We start from the raw sequence: 16,603 nt of genomic DNA, 5'->3' as shown, positions 1-16,603 counted from the left end.
GGGTTGCCGTGTTTACACCCGCGCGGCCCGCCTACTTCACCGGGTCGATCTCCCGCAGCAGCCCGGTGGCCACCTCGAAGACGAAGCCGCGTACATCGTCGGTGTGCGGCAGGAACGGCGATGTCCGCACGCGCTGCATCGACTGGCGAACGTCCTGGTCGACGTCCCGGAAGGCCTCCACGGCCCAGGAGGGACGCTGTCCGACCTCGTCCTCCAGCTCGTGCCTGAAGTCCTCGGTGAGGCTTTCCAGACCGCAGTTGGTGTGGTGGATGAGTATGACGCTGCGCGTGCCGAGGGCGCGCTGGCTGATGGTGAGCGAGCGGATCACGTCGTCGGTGACCACGCCGCCGGCGTTGCGGATGGTGTGGCAGTCGCCCAGTTCGAGACCGAGGGCGTCGTGCAGGTCGAGCCGCGCGTCCATGCAGGCGACCACGGCGACGTGCAGCACGGGCCGCGCGTCCATCCCCGGGTCGTGGAAGCCGGCGGCGTACTGCCGGTTCGCTTCGACGAGGCGGTCGGTGACCGTACCGCCCGTGCGGGCCGCGACGGTCCTCGCGGCGGTGGGCTCGGCGGGAAGGGGCGCAGAAGTCGACATGCCTTAGACGTTAATGGCCACGGGCAGTGCGGGCCCGCTGTGAGATGGGACAAAGAACGTCAACCAGGGTTGTTGTGAGGTAACCCACAGGCGTCACGAAGCATCCTCCGTACGGGTGAACGCAAGGCCGCGCGACGCGCTGGCCCGTTGATTGACCGGGCGGACGAGTCGACTAAAGTGACGCGAAGTGGGTGGCGTGACGCGTCCCTTACTGCTTTACGGACACATCTCGCACATTTTGAATTACTCCCGCGTGCGCGGCGTACGTACGGCCCGGCCTCCTCCCGCTCGCCGGTCGGCCGACGCCACTTCCCCGGCGCCGGCAGGCCGTCCCCTTTCGAGCGGGTGGGGACCAGGCCGTACGTACACAGCCGCGCCGGTACCTGAGAGGGCGCATTGAGCCAGTCCCGACACGTCCCGGTGATGCTCCAGCGATGCCTGGACCTGTTGGCCCCGGCCCTCGGCGAGCCCGGAGCGGTGGTCGTCGACTGCACCCTCGGTCTCGGCGGACACAGCGAGGCCCTGCTCACCGCCTTCCCCGAAGCGCGGCTCATCGCGCTCGACCGGGACAAGGAGGCGCTGCGGCTCTCCGGCGAGCGGCTCGCCCCGTTCGGTGACCGGGCCACCCTGGTGCATGCCGTCTACGACGAGCTGCCCGAGGTCCTGGAGCGGCTCTCCGTCCCGCGCGTCCAGGGCATCCTCTTCGACCTCGGCGTCTCCTCGATGCAGCTCGACGAGCGCGAGCGCGGTTTCGCGTACGCCCATGACGCCCCGCTCGACATGCGCATGGACCAGACGACGGGCGTCAGCGCGGCCGAGGTCCTCAACACGTACCCGCCGGGCGAGCTGGTCCGCATCCTGCGCCAGTACGGCGAGGAGAAGCAGGCCAAGAGAATCGTCTCCGCGATCGTGCGTGAGCGCGAGAAGGAGCCCTTCAGCAACAGCGCCCGGCTCGTCGAGCTGATCCGCGACGCACTGCCGCAGGCCGCCAAGCGCACCGGCGGCAACCCGGCCAAGCGCACTTTCCAGGCGCTGCGCATCGAGGTGAACGGTGAGCTCAGCGTGCTGGAGCGGGCCATCCCGGCGGCGGTGAAGACGCTCGCCGTGGGCGGCCGGATCGCGGTCCTCTCGTACCACTCGCTGGAAGACCGTCTGGTCAAGCAGGTCTTCGCGGCGGGCGCCGCCAACACGGCGCCGCCCGGCCTGCCGGTCGTACCCGAGCAGTACCAGCCGAGGCTGAAGCTGCTGACGCGCGGCGCGGAACTGCCGACGGACGAAGAAATCGCGGAGAACCGCCGCGCCGCCCCGGCCCGGCTGCGCGGGGCGCAGCGCATCCGGGAGGACGTGCTGTGACCAAGCCGGCCAAGCAGCTGAAGGGGCGGGCCGCGCGGTTGTCGCGGCTGATGCCGTCGGGTCCCGCCCAGGCGGCCAGGACCCCCTTCGTACTGCTGGTCGTGCTGCTGCTCGGCGGCGGGCTCATCACGCTGCTGCTGCTGAACTCCTCGCTCAACGAGGGCTCGTTCAAGCTGAGCGAACTCAAGAAGCGGACCACCGAGCTGACCGACAAGGAACAGGAACTCCAGCAGTACGTGGACGACCGGTCCGCGCCCGGCGCCCTGGAGCGCAGGGCGCGTGAACTGGGCATGGTGCCCGGCGGCAGCCCCGCGTTCCTCAACCCCGACGGCTCGGTCCGGGGCGTACCCTCCCGGGCGTCCGCCGGCGCCGCCCCTGCCCGCACCGCCCCGCTGAGCTTCCCCGTGCCGGGCCCGTTCGCCCCGCCTGCCCCGTCGGCCGCCTACCCGCCGGTTTCCGTCCCACCGGTCCCACCAGTCCCACCGGCCCCGTCGGCCGCCCCACCGGCCGTCCCCGCCCCGTCTGTCCCGACGCAGTTCGCGTCCCCGCCCGCGTCCCCGCCCGCGTCCGCTCCGGGCCCCGTGGGCCCGCCCGCCGCCGTTCCCGTCCCGTAAGCCACCCAGCAGCCCGCCAGCAGCCCTCGTCCGCGAAGCCGACCACGACCCCCGGCAGGTGACGCAGTGCCCCCCCAGGAACCACCGCGCCGCCGCGTGCCCGGCCCCGGGCGCCCGCACAGCGGCGGGCGGCCCAAGCCCGCCGCGCGGCCCAAGGCGCGCCCCCCGGTCGGGCGGCCGCGCCCCGCGCCCAGGGCCGGCCGCGCCCTGGTGCTCGGCAGCCCCCGGCCCAGACTGCGGCTGGTCGGCGTCGGACTGACCCTGGTCATGGTGGCCTTCGTCGTACGGCTGCTCCAGGTCCAGGCCGTCGACGCGAGCACGTACACCGCCAAGGCGGAGAAGAACCGGTACTCCAGTGCCACGCTGGCCGCCGAGCGGGGCCAGATCACCGACCGCGGCGGCATCGCGCTGGCCACCAGCGTCGACGCGCACAACATCACGGCCGACCCGTCGATGTTCACCGCGAAGTTCACCAAGACCCCGGACGCTCCCGAGCAGGCCGCCGCGCTCCTCGCGCCGATCCTCCGCAAGGACGCGGACGACCTGGCGAAGAAGCTGAGGACGCCAAAGAGCCTCTACGTCCTCCTGGCCCATCGCCAGACGCCGCAGATCTGGAACCAGATCAAGGACCTCAAGAACGTCTTCGCCGAGAAGGCACAGGCGGACAAGGCCAAGGGCGGCAAGGGCGTCAACGTGCTCGCCGGCGTCTTCCAGGAGGCCAGCAGCAAGCGCGTCTACCCCAACGGTGATCTCGCCGCCGGGATACTCGGTTACGTCAACGCCGAGGGCAAAGGCGCGGGCGGCCTGGAGACCCAGCTGGACAAGGAGCTCGCCGGCAAGGACGGGGAGATCAAATACGCCCAGTCCGGTGGCCGCAGAGTCCCCACCGTCGGTGCCCGCGAGGTCCCTGCCGTGCCCGGCTCCGACATCGAGCTGACCATCGACCGCGACATCCAGTGGGCCGCCCAGGACGCCATCAGCAAGCAGGTGGAAAAGTCCGGGGCGGACCGCGGCTACGTGATAGTCCAGGACACCCGCACCGGCGAGGTCCTCGCCATGGCCAATTCCCCCGGCTTCGACCCCAACGACCTCTCGCAGGCCGACGCCGCCGCCATGGGCAACGCCGCCCTGCAGGACGCGTACGAACCGGGCTCCACCGCCAAGGTCATGTCCATGGCCGCGGTACTGGAGGAGAACGCCGCGGCGCCGGGCACCCACGTCGTCGTACCGAACCGGCTGCACCGGGGCGACCGGCTGTTCAAGGACGACATCGATCACCCCACCTGGTACCTGACGCTCAACGGGGTTCTGGCCAAATCCAGCAACATCGGCACGATCCTGGCGACCGAGCAGCTCGGCAAGACCCGGCCCGAGGCCAACCAGGTCCTCCACTCCTACCTGCGCAAGTTCGGCCTCGGGAGCCCCAGCGGCCTCGGCTATCCCGGCGAGACGGCGGGCATCCTCGCCGCGCCCAAGGACTGGAGCACCTCGCAGCAGTACACGATCCCGTTCGGCCAGGGCCTCTCGCTGAACGCCATGCAGGCGGCCTCGGTCTACTCGACGATCGCCAACGGCGGCGTACGGATCCAGCCGACGCTCATCCGCGGCACCAAGGGTCCCGACGGCCGCTTCACCCCGGCCCCGGCGCCCAAGAAGACCCGCGTGGTCAGCGAGAAGACCGCCAAGACCGTGGCCACCATGCTGGAATCGGTCGTCGACGACGAGGAGGGTACGGGGACCAAGGCCCGTATCCCGGGCTACCGCGTCGGCGGAAAGACCGGCACGTCCAACCGGGTGGATCCGGCCACCGGGCGCTACAAGGGCTACACCGCCTCGTTTGCCGGATTCGCGCCCGCCGACAAGCCGCGGGTCACCGTCTACTGCGCCATTCAGAACCCGACCAGGGGCAGTTATTTCGGCGGCCAGATCTGCGGCCCCATCTACAAGAAGGTTATGGAGTTCGCACTGAAGACCCTCCAGGTCGCACCGACCGGCAGCAAGCCCGCCCGGCTGCCGGTGTCCTTCACACCCGGCGAGTGACTCAGGACCACCAGTGACAACCATCACCCGAAACCCCGGGAACTCCGAAGACCCCCACCCCTCGTTTCGCGAGGGGCCGGGTACGCCCGGTACGCTCACCGCCGTGCCACACGCTGATCAGTCCCAAACCACCCAGAAGGACGCCCCGGTGACGTACCCCGGAGCGCCCCGGCCGGTCCAGGTCCGCCCGACACCCCTCGGGGAGCTGGCCGAACGGCTGGGTATCGAGCCCCGAGCCGTCGAAAGCGCGGCCGAGGTCACCGGTATCACGCACGACTCCCGCGCGGTGAGGCCAGGCGATCTGTACGCCGCCCTGCCAGGGGCGCGCCTCCACGGCGCGGACTTCGCCGCGCAGGCGGCGGGTCTCGGCGCGGCCGCGATCCTCACCGATCCGGCCGGCGCCGCACGGGCCGAGGCCACGGGCCTGCCGGCCCTGGTCGTCGAGGACCCGCGCGGCCGGATGGGCGAGCTCGCCACCGAGATCTACGGCCACCCGGGCAGCGGCCTCCTCCAGATCGGCATCACCGGCACCTCCGGCAAGACCACCACGGCGTACCTCGTCGAGGGCGGTCTGCAGGCAGCCGGGAAAATGACCGGTCTGATCGGTACGGTCGAGATGCGCATCGGCGACGAGCGCATCAAGTCCGAGCGCACCACCCCCGAGGCCACCGACCTCCAGGCTCTCTTCGCGGTCATGCGCGAACGCGGGGTCGAGGCGGTCGCCATGGAGGTTTCCAGCCACGCGCTGGTGCTCGGCCGGGTCGACGGCTGTGTCTTCGATGTCGCGGTCTTCAACAACCTGAGCCCCGAGCACATGGAATTCCACTCCGACATGGAGGACTACTTCCAGGCGAAGGCACGTCTCTTCACCCCGGAGCGCAGCAGGACCGGCGTCGTGAACTTCGACGACGAGTACGGCCGCAGGCTCATCAGCGAGTCCGGCGTCCCGGTCACCTCCTTCTCCGCCGAGGGCCACCCGGACGCCGACTGGCGCGCCGAGGGCGTCGAGGTCGGCCCCTTCACCAGTACGTTCACGGCCGTCGGACCCAAGGACGAGCGCATCACCGCGACCGCCCCGCTGGCCGGCCCCTTCAACGTCGCCAACACGCTCGCCGCGATCGTCACGCTCGCCGTCGCGGGCGTCGACCCGCAGACCGCCGCCGACGGCATCGCCGACGTCCCCGGCGTACCGGGCCGCCTGGAGCGTGTGGACGCGGGCCAGCCGTACCTCGCCGTCGTCGACTACGCCCACAAGACGGACGCTGTCGAATCGGTCCTGCGCGCCCTGCGCAAGGTCACCGGGGGCGAGCTGCACATTGTGCTCGGCTGCGGCGGCGACCGCGACAAACAGAAGCGGCCCTCGATGGGCGCAGCCGCCGCCCGCCTCGCCGACACGGCCGTACTGACCTCCGACAACCCGCGCTCCGAGGACCCCCTCGCGATCCTCGCCGCGATGCTCGCCGGCGCCGCCGAGGTGCCCGCGCACGAGCGCGGCGACGTCCTGGTCGACGCCGACCGGGCCTCGGCCATCGCGGCCGCGGTCGCCCGCGCCAAGCCCGGTGACACCGTGCTCGTCGCGGGCAAGGGGCACGAGCAGGGCCAGGACATCGCCGGAGTGGTACGTCCCTTCGACGACCGCCAGGTGCTGCGCGCCGCGATCCGCGCCGCCGCACTGACCCAGGACGGCGGGGTGGCCAAGTGATCGCACTCTCCCTCGCTGAAATCGCCGAGATCACCGGCGGGCAGTCGCACGACATACCGGACAGCGCCCTGCGGGTGACCGGCCCCGTAGTCATCGACTCGCGCGAAGTGAAGCCCGGCAGCCTCTTCGCCGCCTTCGCGGGCGAGAAAGTCGACGGCCACGACTACGCCGAGCGGGCCGTCGCCTCCGGTGCGGCAGCCGTGCTGGCCACCCGCCCCGTCGGCGTACCCGCCATCGTCGTGGACGACGTCACCGAGGCGCTGGGCGCCCTGGCACGGGCCGTCGTCGGACGGCTCGGCACGAAGGTCGTCGCACTCACCGGCTCGGCCGGCAAGACGTCCACCAAGGACCTGATCGCCCAGCTCCTGGAGCGCAAGGCCCCCACGGTCTGGACGCCCGGCTCCCTCAACAACGAGATCGGCCTGCCGCTCACCGCGCTGCGCACCACCGAGGAGACCGAGCACCTGGTCCTCGAAATGGGGGCGCGCGGCATCGGCCACATCCGGTACCTCACCGAGCTGACCCCGCCGCGCATCGGACTCGTACTGAATGTCGGCACCGCCCACATCGGCGAGTTCGGCGGCCGCGAGCAGATCGCCGAGGCCAAGGGCGAGATGGTCGAGGCGCTGCCGCCGGCGGACGCGGGCGGGATCGCCGTGCTCAACGCCGACGATCAGCTCGTACGCGCCATGGCATCCCGTACAAAAGCCCGGGTCGTGCTCTTCGGTGAGGCCGCGGACGCGGACGTACGCGCCGAGAATGTCCGGCTCACGGAGAATGGCCAGCCGGCCTTCAGTCTTCGCACACCCACCGGGTGCAGTGACGTGACCATGCGGCTGTACGGTGAGCACCACGTGTCGAACGCGCTCGCCGCGGCCGCCGTCGCCCATGAGCTGGGCATGTCCGTGGACGAGATCGCCACCGCGCTCTCCGAGGCGGGCACCCTCTCCCGCTGGCGCATGGAGGTCACCGAGCGTCCTGACGGCGTGACGGTCGTCAACGACGCCTACAACGCGAACCCCGAATCCATGCGAGCCGCCCTGCGCGCGCTCGCGGCAATGGGTCGGGCCTCCCAGGCAAAGGGGGGGCGTACGTGGGCTGTGCTCGGTCACATGGCCGAGCTGGGTGACGATTCGCTCGCCGAGCACGACGCGGTCGGACGGCTCGCCGTCCGGCTCAACGTCAGCAAGCTCGTGGCAGTCGGGGGCAGGGAAGCGTCCTGGCTGCAGCTGGGCGCTTACAACGAGGGTTCGTGGGGTGAGGAGTCGGTGCACGTGTCCGACGCGCAAGCGGCGGTCGACCTGTTGCGCAGTGAACTGCGTCCGGGAGACGTCGTGCTGGTGAAGGCTTCCAGGTCGGTCGGTCTCGAGCGAGTCGCGCAGGCGCTCCTCGACCACCGCACCGAGGGCGAGGTCACCGGCCGATGAGGCAGATCCTCTTCGCGGGAGCCATCGGGCTCTTTCTGACCCTGATCGGCACCCCGCTGCTCATCAAACTGCTGGCCCGCAAGGGATACGGGCAGTTCATCCGGGACGACGGTCCGCGCGGCCACCACGGCAAGCGCGGCACCCCGACCATGGGCGGCATCGCCTTCATCCTGGCGACGCTCATCGCGTACGCCATGGCGAAGGTGATCACCGGCGAGAAGCCGAGCGTCTCCGGCCTGCTGGTGCTCTTCCTCATGGCGGGCATGGGCCTGGTCGGCTTCCTCGACGACTACATCAAGATCGTCAAGCAGCGTTCGCTGGGCCTGCGGGCCAAGGCGAAGATGGCCGGACAGCTGATCGTCGGCATCGCGTTCGCCGTGCTGGCCCTGCAGTTCAAGGACATCCGCGGCAACGCCCCGGCCTCCACCAGGCTCTCCTTCGTCCAGGACTTCGGCTGGTCGATCGGCCCGGTGCTGTTCGTGGTGTGGGCGCTGTTCATGATCCTGGCGATGTCGAACGGTGTGAACCTCACCGACGGCCTCGACGGACTCGCCACCGGCGCCTCCGTGATGGTCTTCGGCGCGTACACCTTCATCGGTCTGTGGCAGTTCCAGGAGTCCTGTGCGGACGCGCCGAGCCTGACCAACCCCGAAGCCTGTTTCGAAGTACGAGATCCACTCGACCTCGCGGTCGTCGCGGCGGCCCTGATGGGCGCCTGCTTCGGCTTCCTGTGGTGGAACACCTCGCCCGCCAAGATCTTCATGGGTGACACCGGCTCGCTCGCCCTCGGCGGCGCGCTCGCGGGTCTGGCGATCTGCTCGCGCACCGAGTTCCTGATGGCGCTCCTCGGCGGTCTGTTCGTCCTGATCACGATGTCCGTCGTGATCCAGGTCGGCTCGTTCAAGATGACCGGAAAGCGCGTCTTCAAGATGGCGCCGCTCCAGCATCACTTCGAGCTCAAGGGCTGGTCCGAAGTCCTTGTGGTGGTCCGCTTCTGGATCATCCAGGGCATGTGCGTAATCATCGGTCTGGGGCTCTTCTACGCGGGCTGGGCGGCCGACAAGTGACAGCAGTGACCTGGACCGGCAAGCGGGTGACCGTCGCGGGTCTTGGCGTCTCCGGGATCCCCGCGGCACGTGTGCTGCGGGGCCTGGGGGCACACGTCACCGTCGTCAACGACGGTGACGACGAGCGATCCCGCGCCCAGGCCACCGAACTCGAAGCCCTGGGCGTCACCGTGCGCCTCGGCGACGGCGCCACCCTTACCGAGGGCACCGAGCTGATCGTCACCGCGCCCGGCTGGAAGCCCGACAAGCCGCTGTTCCTGGCGGCCGCCGAGGCGGGCGTGGAGATCTGGGGCGACGTCGAGCTGGCGTGGCGCCTGCGTGGTCCGGATGCCGCCCCCTGGCTCGCGGTCACCGGCACCAACGGCAAGACCACGACCGTACGCATGCTGGCCTCCATCCTGGAGGCCGCGGGCCTGCGTACCGCCGCCGTCGGCAACATCGGCGTATCGCTGCTCGACGCCGTCCTCGGCGACGAGAAGTACGACGTGCTGGCCGTCGAGCTCTCCAGCTACCAGCTGCACTGGGCGCCCTCGCTGCGCGCCCACTCCGCGGCCGTGCTGAACCTCGCCCCCGACCACCTCGACTGGCACGGCTCCATGGAGGCGTACGCCGCCGACAAGGGCCGCATCTACCAGGGCAACCAGGTCGCCTGCGTCTACAACGCGGCCGACCCGGCGACCGAGGACCTGGTCCGCGAGGCCGACGTCGAGGAGGGCTGCCGCGCGATCGGCTTCACCCTCGGCCCGCCCGCGCCCTCCCAACTCGGTGTCGTCGACGGCATCCTGGTCGACCGCGCCTTCGTCACGAACCGCCAGAAGAACGCGCAGGAGCTGGCCGAGGTGGCGGACGTCAATCCGCCGGCCCCGCACAACATCGCCAACGCCCTCGCGGCCGCCGCCCTGGCCCGCGCCTACGGCGTCGAGCCCGCCGCCGTACGCGACGGACTGCGCGCCTTCCGCCCCGACGCCCACCGCATCGAGCATGTCGCGGACGTCGCCGGTGTCGCGTACATCGACGACTCCAAGGCCACCAACACCCATGCCGCCGAGGCCTCTCTGGCGGCGTACGACCCGATCGTGTGGATCGCGGGCGGCCTGGCCAAGGGCGCCACCTTCGACGAGCTCGTCGAGAAGTCGGCAAAGCGGCTGCGCGGCGTCGTCCTCATCGGCGCCGACCGCGAGCTGATCCGCGAAGCCCTCGCGCGACACGCGCCCGAAGTACCGGTGGTCGACCTCGACCGGACCGACACTGGGGCGATGTCGGCGGCGGTGCGGGAAGCGGCGCGGCTCGCCCGGCCCGGGGACACGGTCCTGATGGCCCCGGCCTGCGCCTCCATGGACATGTACACCAACTACAACAAGCGCGGCGAGGCGTTCGCCGATGCCGTACGCGAGTTGGCCGCGGAGCGGGACTAGCGGACCGGTCCCCGCGCCACGGACCGGCCGGCGCAGCTCATGAGTGGAGGGGACGCCGAGATGTTGGCCGACGACAGTGCCCCGCGCGGCCGCACCGCGCTGCGCGGGCGCTCCGGGGCCGGGACGGTACGGATGCGGTCGGCCGGGACGCGGACCCCCCGCCGTCCGGCCGCCACGCGCCGCCGCGGCAGGCTCCTGCCGAGACCGCCCGGTGAGAACGGTCCGCGCCGGCTGTACGAGCAGGCGCGCCGCACCTGGGACCGGCCTCTCACGGCGTACTACCTCATCCTGGGCAGCGCCCTGCTGATCACCGTGCTCGGCCTCGTGATGGTCTACTCGGCGTCGATGATCAAGGCGCTGGAGCTGTCGCTGCCCGCCTCGTACTTCTTCCGCAAGCAGTTCCTCGCCGCGCTCATCGGCACGGCTCTGCTGCTCGCCGCCTCCCGGATGCCCGCCAAGCTGCACCGCGCGCTCTCGTACCCGCTGCTGGCCGTGTCCGTCTTCCTGATGGTGCTCGTCCAGATCCCCGGGATAGGAGTGGCGATCGGCGGCAATCAGAACTGGATCTCGCTGGGCGGCCCCTTCATGCTCCAGCCCAGCGAGTTCGGCAAGCTGGCTCTCGTCCTGTGGGGGGCCGACCTGCTCGCCCGCAAGCAGGAGAAGCGGCTGCTGACCCAGTGGAAGCACATGCTGGTGCCGCTCGTCCCGGTCGCCTTCCTGCTGCTCGGCCTGATCATGCTCGGCGGCGACATGGGTACGGCGATCCTCCTCACCGCCATCCTCTTCGGCCTGCTGTGGCTCGCGGGAGCGCCCACCCGGCTCTTCGCCGGCGTGCTCGGCTTCGCGGCCTTCGTCGGCTTTGTCCTCATCAGCAACAACCCCAACCGGATGTCGCGCCTCGCCTGCACCGGCGCGACCGACCTCGGCCCCAAGGGTGAATGCTGGCAGGCGGTGCACGGAATCTATGCTCTGGCGTCGGGCGGATGGTTCGGTTCCGGGCTGGGTGCAAGTGTGGAGAAATGGGGTCAACTCCCCGAGCCGCACACCGACTTCATCTTCGCGATCACGGGTGAGGAACTGGGTCTGGCGGGGACGCTGTCGGTACTCGCCCTCTTCGCGGCTCTAGGCTATGCGGGTATCCGCGTGGCCGGACGCACGGAGGACCCCTTCGTGAGGTACGCCGCGGGAGGTGTGACCACCTGGATCACGGCTCAGGCCGTGGTCAATATCGGTGCGGTGCTCGGCCTGCTGCCGATCGCCGGGGTCCCGCTCCCGCTGTTCTCCTACGGGGGCTCGTCCCTGTTGCCGACCATGTTCGCCGTAGGGTTGCTGATCGCCTTCGCGCGAGAGGATCCCGCTGCGAAGGCCGCCCTCGCCATGCGAAGGACAGTCCTTGGCAAAGGGGCCGGGGTGAGATGGAAGACGATGAGACGGCGCGTCAAGAAGCGTCCGTCCGGAGAGCGGTGAATTTCGGTGCATGTCGTACTCGCCGGTGGGGGGACCGCCGGCCACATCGAGCCCGCGCTTGCCCTCGCGGACGCACTGCGGAGGCAGGACCCTTCCGTGGGCATCACAGCCCTCGGCACGGAGCGCGGACTTGAGACCAGGCTCGTACCCGAGCGCGGCTACGAACTCGGGCTGATCCCGGCGGTGCCGCTGCCCCGCAGGCCCACCCCCGAACTGATCACCGTTCCCGGGCGGCTGCGCGGCACCATCAAGGCCGCCGAGCAGATCCTGGAGCGTACGAAGGCGGACTGCGTCGTCGGCTTCGGCGGTTACGTCGCCCTGCCCGGCTACCTCGCGGCCAAGCGCCTCGGCGTACCGATCATCGTCCACGAGGCCAACGCCAGGCCCGGCCTCGCCAACAAGATCGGCTCGCGCTACGCGCACGCCGTCGCCGTCTCCACCCCCGACAGCAAGCTGCGCGGCGCCCGCTACATCGGCATCCCGCTGCGCCGCACCATCGCCACCCTCGACCGGGCCCGGGTCCGCCCGGAGGCGCGTGCCGCCTTCGGTCTCGACCCGAACCTGCCGACGCTGCTGGTCTCCGGCGGCTCGCAGGGCGCGCGGCGGCTCAACGAGGTGGTGCAGCAGATCGCGCCGGTGCTCCAGCGCTCCGGCATCCAGATCCTGCATGCGGTCGGCCCCAAGAACGAACTGCCGCGCGTGGACAACATGCCCGGGATGCCGCCGTACATCCCGGTACCGTACGTGGACCGGATGGACCTCGCGTACGCAGCGGCCGACATGATGCTCTGCCGCGCGGGCGCGATGACCGTCGCCGAACTCTCCGCCGTCGGGCTGCCCGCCGCCTACGTCCCGCTGCCCATCGGTAACGGCGAGCAGCGGCTCAACGCCCAGCCGGTGGTCAACGCCGGAGGCGGCCTGCTGGTCGACGACGCGCAGCTGACGCCCGAGTGGGTGCAGAGCCAGGTGCTGCCGGTCCTCGCGGACCCGCACCGGCTGTTCGAGATGTCCCGCGCCGCCGCCGAGTTCGGCCGCCGGGACGCCGACGACCTGCTCGTCGGCATGGTGTACGAGGCGATCGCCGCACGCAGGGCCGGCTGAACGGCCCACCGACGCAGGTCCCAGGAGGCGACAGGCAGTGGCCGGACCGACGACCGCCCAGCGCGGTGAACGACAGGCGCAGGGGTCGTCGGCGGCCCGCCCGCCGCACGGCCCTGCCGGTCGGGGTGGAGCCGGCCGCCGCTTCCGGCTGCCCGGGCGTGGCGTCCTGATCCTGGTACTCGTCCTGGCGGTGCTGGGTACGGGGGGCGGAATCTGGGTGCTTTACGGCTCTTCCTGGTTGCGCGTGGAGCAGGTGAAGGCGTCGGGCACGCAGGTTCTGACGCCCAATGAGGTACTGGATGCCGCGGCCGTCCCGGTCGGGGCGCCTCTGATTTCAGTCGACACGGACGACATCGAGGACCGGCTGCGCCGGAAATTGCCCCGTATCGACTCGGTGGAAGTCGTTCGTTCATGGCCGCACGGCATTGGTCTGAAAGTGACCGAGCGAAAGCCGGTACTGCTCATGAAAAAGGGCGCAAACTTCATCGAAGTGGACGATGAGAGTGTGCGGTTCGCCACGGTCGCCAAGGCGCCCGCGGGCGTGCCGCTGCTGGAATTGGTGTCCGGCGACTCCCCGAGTCTGCGCCGCTTCGGCGCCGATCGACTGCTCCGTGAGGCGGTACGGGTGACGGGTGATCTGCCGGAGACTGTGGCTCCCGACGTACGCACCATCCAGGTCGGCTCGTACGACTCCATCACCCTGGGGCTGGGTGGGGACCGTACTGTCATCTGGGGCAGCGCCGAGCAGGGAGAGGCGAAGGCGCGAGCACTGAAGGCGCTCATGAAAGCAGCTCCGGGGGCCGGGCACTTCAATGTGAGTGCGCCCACCGCGCCCGCCGCGTCGGGGAGTTGACGGTCATACGTGCTGGCCAGCACCCTGGTTGGCCAGCGATATGGGTGATCACATAGGGTGAAAAGAAAAACGGGAGGTTCGGCGTGTTCGTTGAACGTGCGCCACTTGTCGACTTAGTGTCCTGTTCGGAGAGTCCAAGGAACAGACACACTGGTAACCCTAAACTTCACCGTTAGGGTTCGGGTCGGCGTTCGGACCGTCCCAATCGGCATCAGTCGTCGCGGCGCTGCAACCCCGCGGCGGCACGTAACTCGAGGCGAGAGGCCTTCGACGTGGCAGCACCGCAGAACTACCTCGCAGTCATCAAGGTCATCGGTGTCGGCGGCGGTGGTGTCAATGCCATCAACCGAATGATCGAGGTCGGTCTCAAGGGCGTCGAGTTCATCGCGATCAACACCGACGCGCAAGCCCTGTTGATGAGCGACGCCGACGTCAAGCTCGACGTCGGACGTGAACTGACCCGCGGCCTCGGCGCCGGAGCCAACCCGGCAGTCGGCCGCAAGGCGGCAGAGGACCACCGCGAGGAGATCGAGGAGGTCCTCAAGGGGGCCGACATGGTCTTCGTCACGGCCGGCGAAGGCGGTGGCACCGGAACCGGTGGCGCACCCGTCGTCGCCAACATCGCGCGTTCGCTCGGCGCCCTCACGATCGGTGTGGTCACCCGCCCGTTCACCTTCGAGGGCCGGCGCCGCGCGAACCAGGCGGAGGACGGCATCGCCGAGCTCCGCGAAGAGGTCGACACCCTCATCGTCATCCCGAACGACCGGCTACTGTCCATCTCGGACCGTCAGGTCAGCGTGCTGGATGCCTTCAAGTCGGCGGACCAGGTCCTGCTGAGCGGTGTTCAGGGCATCACCGATCTCATTACGACTCCGGGTCTGATCAACCTCGACTTCGCCGATGTCAAGTCGGTCATGTCGGAGGCCGGTTCGGCTCTCATGGGCATCGGGTCGGCGCGCGGCGACGACCGCGCGGTGGCGGCGGCGGAGATGGCGATCTCCTCGCCGCTCCTGGAGGCCTCCATCGACGGCGCCCGTGGCGTGCTGCTCTCCATCTCGGGTGGCTCGGACCTCGGGCTCTTCGAGATCAACGAGGCCGCGCAGCTGGTGAGCGAGGCCGCTCACCCCGAGGCCAACATCATCTTCGGCGCGGTCATCGACGACGCGCTGGGCGACGAGGTACGGGTCACCGTCATCGCCGCGGGCTTCGACGGCGGACAGCCGCCGGCCCGCCGCGAGAACGTGCTGGGCGCCAGCTCGGGGGCGGCCGCCAAGCGCGAGGAGCCCGCACCGTCCCGGCCCGCCGAGACCTCTCGGCCGGCCGGCGGCATCGGTACGGTCCCGCCGCGCGAGCGCGAGGAGCCGGCCCCGGCCCAGGCCGAGGCCGCCCCGGCGCACGAGCTGCCGAGCACGCCGGTCCCGTCGGCGACGCACGTGCCGCCGGCACGTCCGTACCACCAGGACAGCCAGGCCGAAGAGCTGGATGTCCCGGACTTCTTGAAGTGACAGTGCGGCAAGACGCGATACACGTGGGCGGCGCCCACTTCGCCTTCACCGACAGGTGGGGCGGGGTGAGCGCCGTTCCGTACGAGGAGCTCAATCTCGGCGGCGCGGTCGGCGACGACCCCGCCGCCGTGCTCGGCAACCGGGAACTCGCGGCCAAGTCGCTCGGTCTCGACCCGGACCTGGTCGTCTGGATGAATCAGGTGCACGGGCGGGACGTGGCCGTGGTCGAAGGGCCGTGGGGCGACGCGGGAATTCCTCCCGTCGACGCCGTCGTGACCGCCCGGCGCGGACTCGCGCTCGCCGTACTCACCGCGGACTGCACGCCCGTTCTGCTGGCCGACCCGGTCGCCGGTGTCGCGGCCGCCGCACACGCGGGACGCCCCGGCATGGTCGCGGGGGTCGTTCCCGCCGCAGTCGAGGCGATGATCACACTGGGCGCCGATCCTTCCCGTATCACCGCGCGTACGGGGCCCGCCGTCTGCGGGCGCTGCTACGAAGTACCGGAGCGGATGCGAGCCGAGGTCGCGGAAGTCGTGCCCGCGGCCTGGTCGGAGACCAGTTGGGGAAGACCGGCCGTCGATGTGAGCGCCGGAGTGCACGCCCAGCTCGAAGCGCTCGGCGTACGCGACCGGTGGCAGTCGCCGGTCTGCACGCTGGAGTCGCGCGACCACTTCTCGTACCGCCGGGACCGCACCACGGGGCGGCTCGCCGGATATGTCTGGCTGGATGGGTAGGACATGACGGACCGTAAGACTCAACTCGCCGCAAATCTGGCGCAGGTGGAGGAACGTATCTCCGCCGCGTGCGCCGCCGCGGGGCGGGCGCGTGAGGAGGTGACCCTGATCGTGGTCACCAAGACGTACCCGGCGAGCGATGTGCGCCTGCTCGCCGAGCTCGGCGTACGCCATGTCGCGGAGAACAAGGACCAGGAGGCGGCCCCCAAGGCGGCCGAGTCGGCGGACCTGCCGGTCAGCTGGCACTTCGTCGGACAGCTTCAGACCAATAAGGTCCGTTCTGTTGCGAGTTATGCCGATGTTGTTCAGTCCGTCGACCGCGCGAAGCTCGTTACTGCGCTGTCTACGGCGGCGGTACGGGCCGGGCGCGAGCTGGACTGCCTCATTCAGGTCGCACTCGACGCGGAGTCGGGCGAGCGGGGGGAGCGCGGCGGCGTCGCGCCCGACGGTATCGAGGAGTTGGCCGCGAAGGTGGCCGACGCACCGGGCCTGAGGCTCGGCGGGCTGATGACGGTCGTGCCGCTCGCCGGACCGTACGCGGGGCGCGAACAGGCGGCGTTCGAGCGGCTGATGGAATTCTCATCCAGCCTGCGCGCCGCCCATCCGGCTGCGAACATGGTCTCCGCGGGGATGAGTGCGGACCTTGAGCAGGCCGTGGCCGCCGGAGCGACACATGTACGCGTCGGTACTGCGGTGCTCGGAGTCCGCCCCAGGCTCGGGTAACGTCGCG

General features: G+C 70.4%; 14 protein-coding genes. 13 read left to right on the top strand and 1 reads right to left on the bottom strand.

Annotated elements, in window-relative coordinates; translation table 11 throughout:
- Positions 1-31 precede the first annotated feature (31 nt).
- Complete coding sequence (locus J7E89_RS29235; protein ID WP_214977462.1) at positions 32-595, bottom strand: carbonic anhydrase; 564 nt, start codon at positions 593-595, stop codon at positions 32-34.
- A gap of 396 nt (positions 596-991) precedes the next feature.
- On the opposite strand from J7E89_RS29235, the gene rsmH reads away from it, so the two are divergent.
- The 13 genes from rsmH (at position 992) to J7E89_RS29170 (ending at position 16,596) form a co-directional block, all read left to right on the top strand.
- Positions 992-1,948 carry a 16S rRNA (cytosine(1402)-N(4))-methyltransferase RsmH gene (gene rsmH, locus J7E89_RS29230; protein WP_214977461.1) on the top strand — a complete coding sequence of 319 codons (957 nt, stop codon included), beginning with the start codon at positions 992-994 and terminating at the stop codon, positions 1,946-1,948.
- A complete protein-coding gene (locus J7E89_RS29225) occupies positions 1,945-2,562 on the top strand; it encodes a septum formation initiator family protein (protein WP_214977460.1) in 618 nt (205 codons plus the stop codon). The genes rsmH and J7E89_RS29225 overlap by 4 nt, the downstream gene beginning before the upstream one ends.
- A 66-nt stretch (positions 2,563-2,628) precedes the next feature.
- Positions 2,629-4,602, top strand: coding sequence for a penicillin-binding protein 2 (locus J7E89_RS29220; RefSeq protein WP_214977459.1), 1,974 nt, complete (start codon positions 2,629-2,631; stop codon positions 4,600-4,602).
- Between the two features lie 13 nt (positions 4,603-4,615).
- On the top strand, positions 4,616-6,304 hold the full coding sequence (locus J7E89_RS29215; protein ID WP_214977458.1) for a UDP-N-acetylmuramoyl-L-alanyl-D-glutamate--2,6-diaminopimelate ligase: 1,689 nt from the start codon (positions 4,616-4,618) through the stop codon (positions 6,302-6,304).
- On the top strand, positions 6,301-7,731 hold the full coding sequence (murF, locus tag J7E89_RS29210; protein WP_214977457.1) for a UDP-N-acetylmuramoyl-tripeptide--D-alanyl-D-alanine ligase: 1,431 nt from the start codon (positions 6,301-6,303) through the stop codon (positions 7,729-7,731). Before J7E89_RS29215 ends, murF begins: the two co-directional genes overlap by 4 nt.
- Positions 7,728-8,798 carry a phospho-N-acetylmuramoyl-pentapeptide-transferase gene (mraY, locus tag J7E89_RS29205; protein WP_214977456.1) on the top strand — a complete coding sequence of 357 codons (1,071 nt, stop codon included), beginning with the start codon at positions 7,728-7,730 and terminating at the stop codon, positions 8,796-8,798. Before murF ends, mraY begins: the two co-directional genes overlap by 4 nt.
- Positions 8,795-10,213: a UDP-N-acetylmuramoyl-L-alanine--D-glutamate ligase gene (gene murD, locus J7E89_RS29200; protein WP_214977455.1), complete on the top strand. Its 1,419-nt coding sequence runs from the start codon at positions 8,795-8,797 to the stop codon at positions 10,211-10,213. The genes mraY and murD overlap by 4 nt, the downstream gene beginning before the upstream one ends.
- Positions 10,214-10,345: 132 nt before the next feature.
- A complete protein-coding gene (gene ftsW, locus J7E89_RS29195) occupies positions 10,346-11,680 on the top strand; it encodes a putative lipid II flippase FtsW (RefSeq protein ID WP_214977591.1) in 1,335 nt (444 codons plus the stop codon).
- A gap of 6 nt (positions 11,681-11,686) precedes the next feature.
- Entirely contained in the window at positions 11,687-12,781 is a 1,095-nt protein-coding gene (murG, locus tag J7E89_RS29190; protein ID WP_214977454.1) for an undecaprenyldiphospho-muramoylpentapeptide beta-N-acetylglucosaminyltransferase, read from the top strand.
- A gap of 37 nt (positions 12,782-12,818) precedes the next feature.
- The gene (locus tag J7E89_RS29185) at positions 12,819-13,634 is read left to right on the top strand and encodes an FtsQ-type POTRA domain-containing protein (protein WP_214977453.1); all 816 of its coding nucleotides are present in this window, start codon (positions 12,819-12,821) and stop codon (positions 13,632-13,634) included.
- Between the two features lie 272 nt (positions 13,635-13,906).
- Positions 13,907-15,139 (top strand): cell division protein FtsZ, encoded by a 1,233-nt coding sequence (ftsZ, locus tag J7E89_RS29180; protein WP_214977452.1) that lies wholly within the window; start codon positions 13,907-13,909, stop codon positions 15,137-15,139.
- A gap of 23 nt (positions 15,140-15,162) precedes the next feature.
- Positions 15,163-15,873: a peptidoglycan editing factor PgeF gene (gene pgeF / locus J7E89_RS29175; protein WP_214977590.1), complete on the top strand. Its 711-nt coding sequence runs from the start codon at positions 15,163-15,165 to the stop codon at positions 15,871-15,873.
- A gap of 3 nt (positions 15,874-15,876) precedes the next feature.
- A complete protein-coding gene (locus tag J7E89_RS29170; protein WP_214977451.1) occupies positions 15,877-16,596 on the top strand; it encodes a YggS family pyridoxal phosphate-dependent enzyme in 720 nt (239 codons plus the stop codon).
- Positions 16,597-16,603: the final 7 nt, after the last annotated feature.

The organism is Streptomyces sp. ISL-100 (assembly GCF_018614615.1).
Classification (GTDB): domain Bacteria; phylum Actinomycetota; class Actinomycetes; order Streptomycetales; family Streptomycetaceae; genus Streptomyces.
Note: the sequence above shows the minus strand (reverse complement) of the source record. Positions and strands in the feature narration are given on the sequence as shown.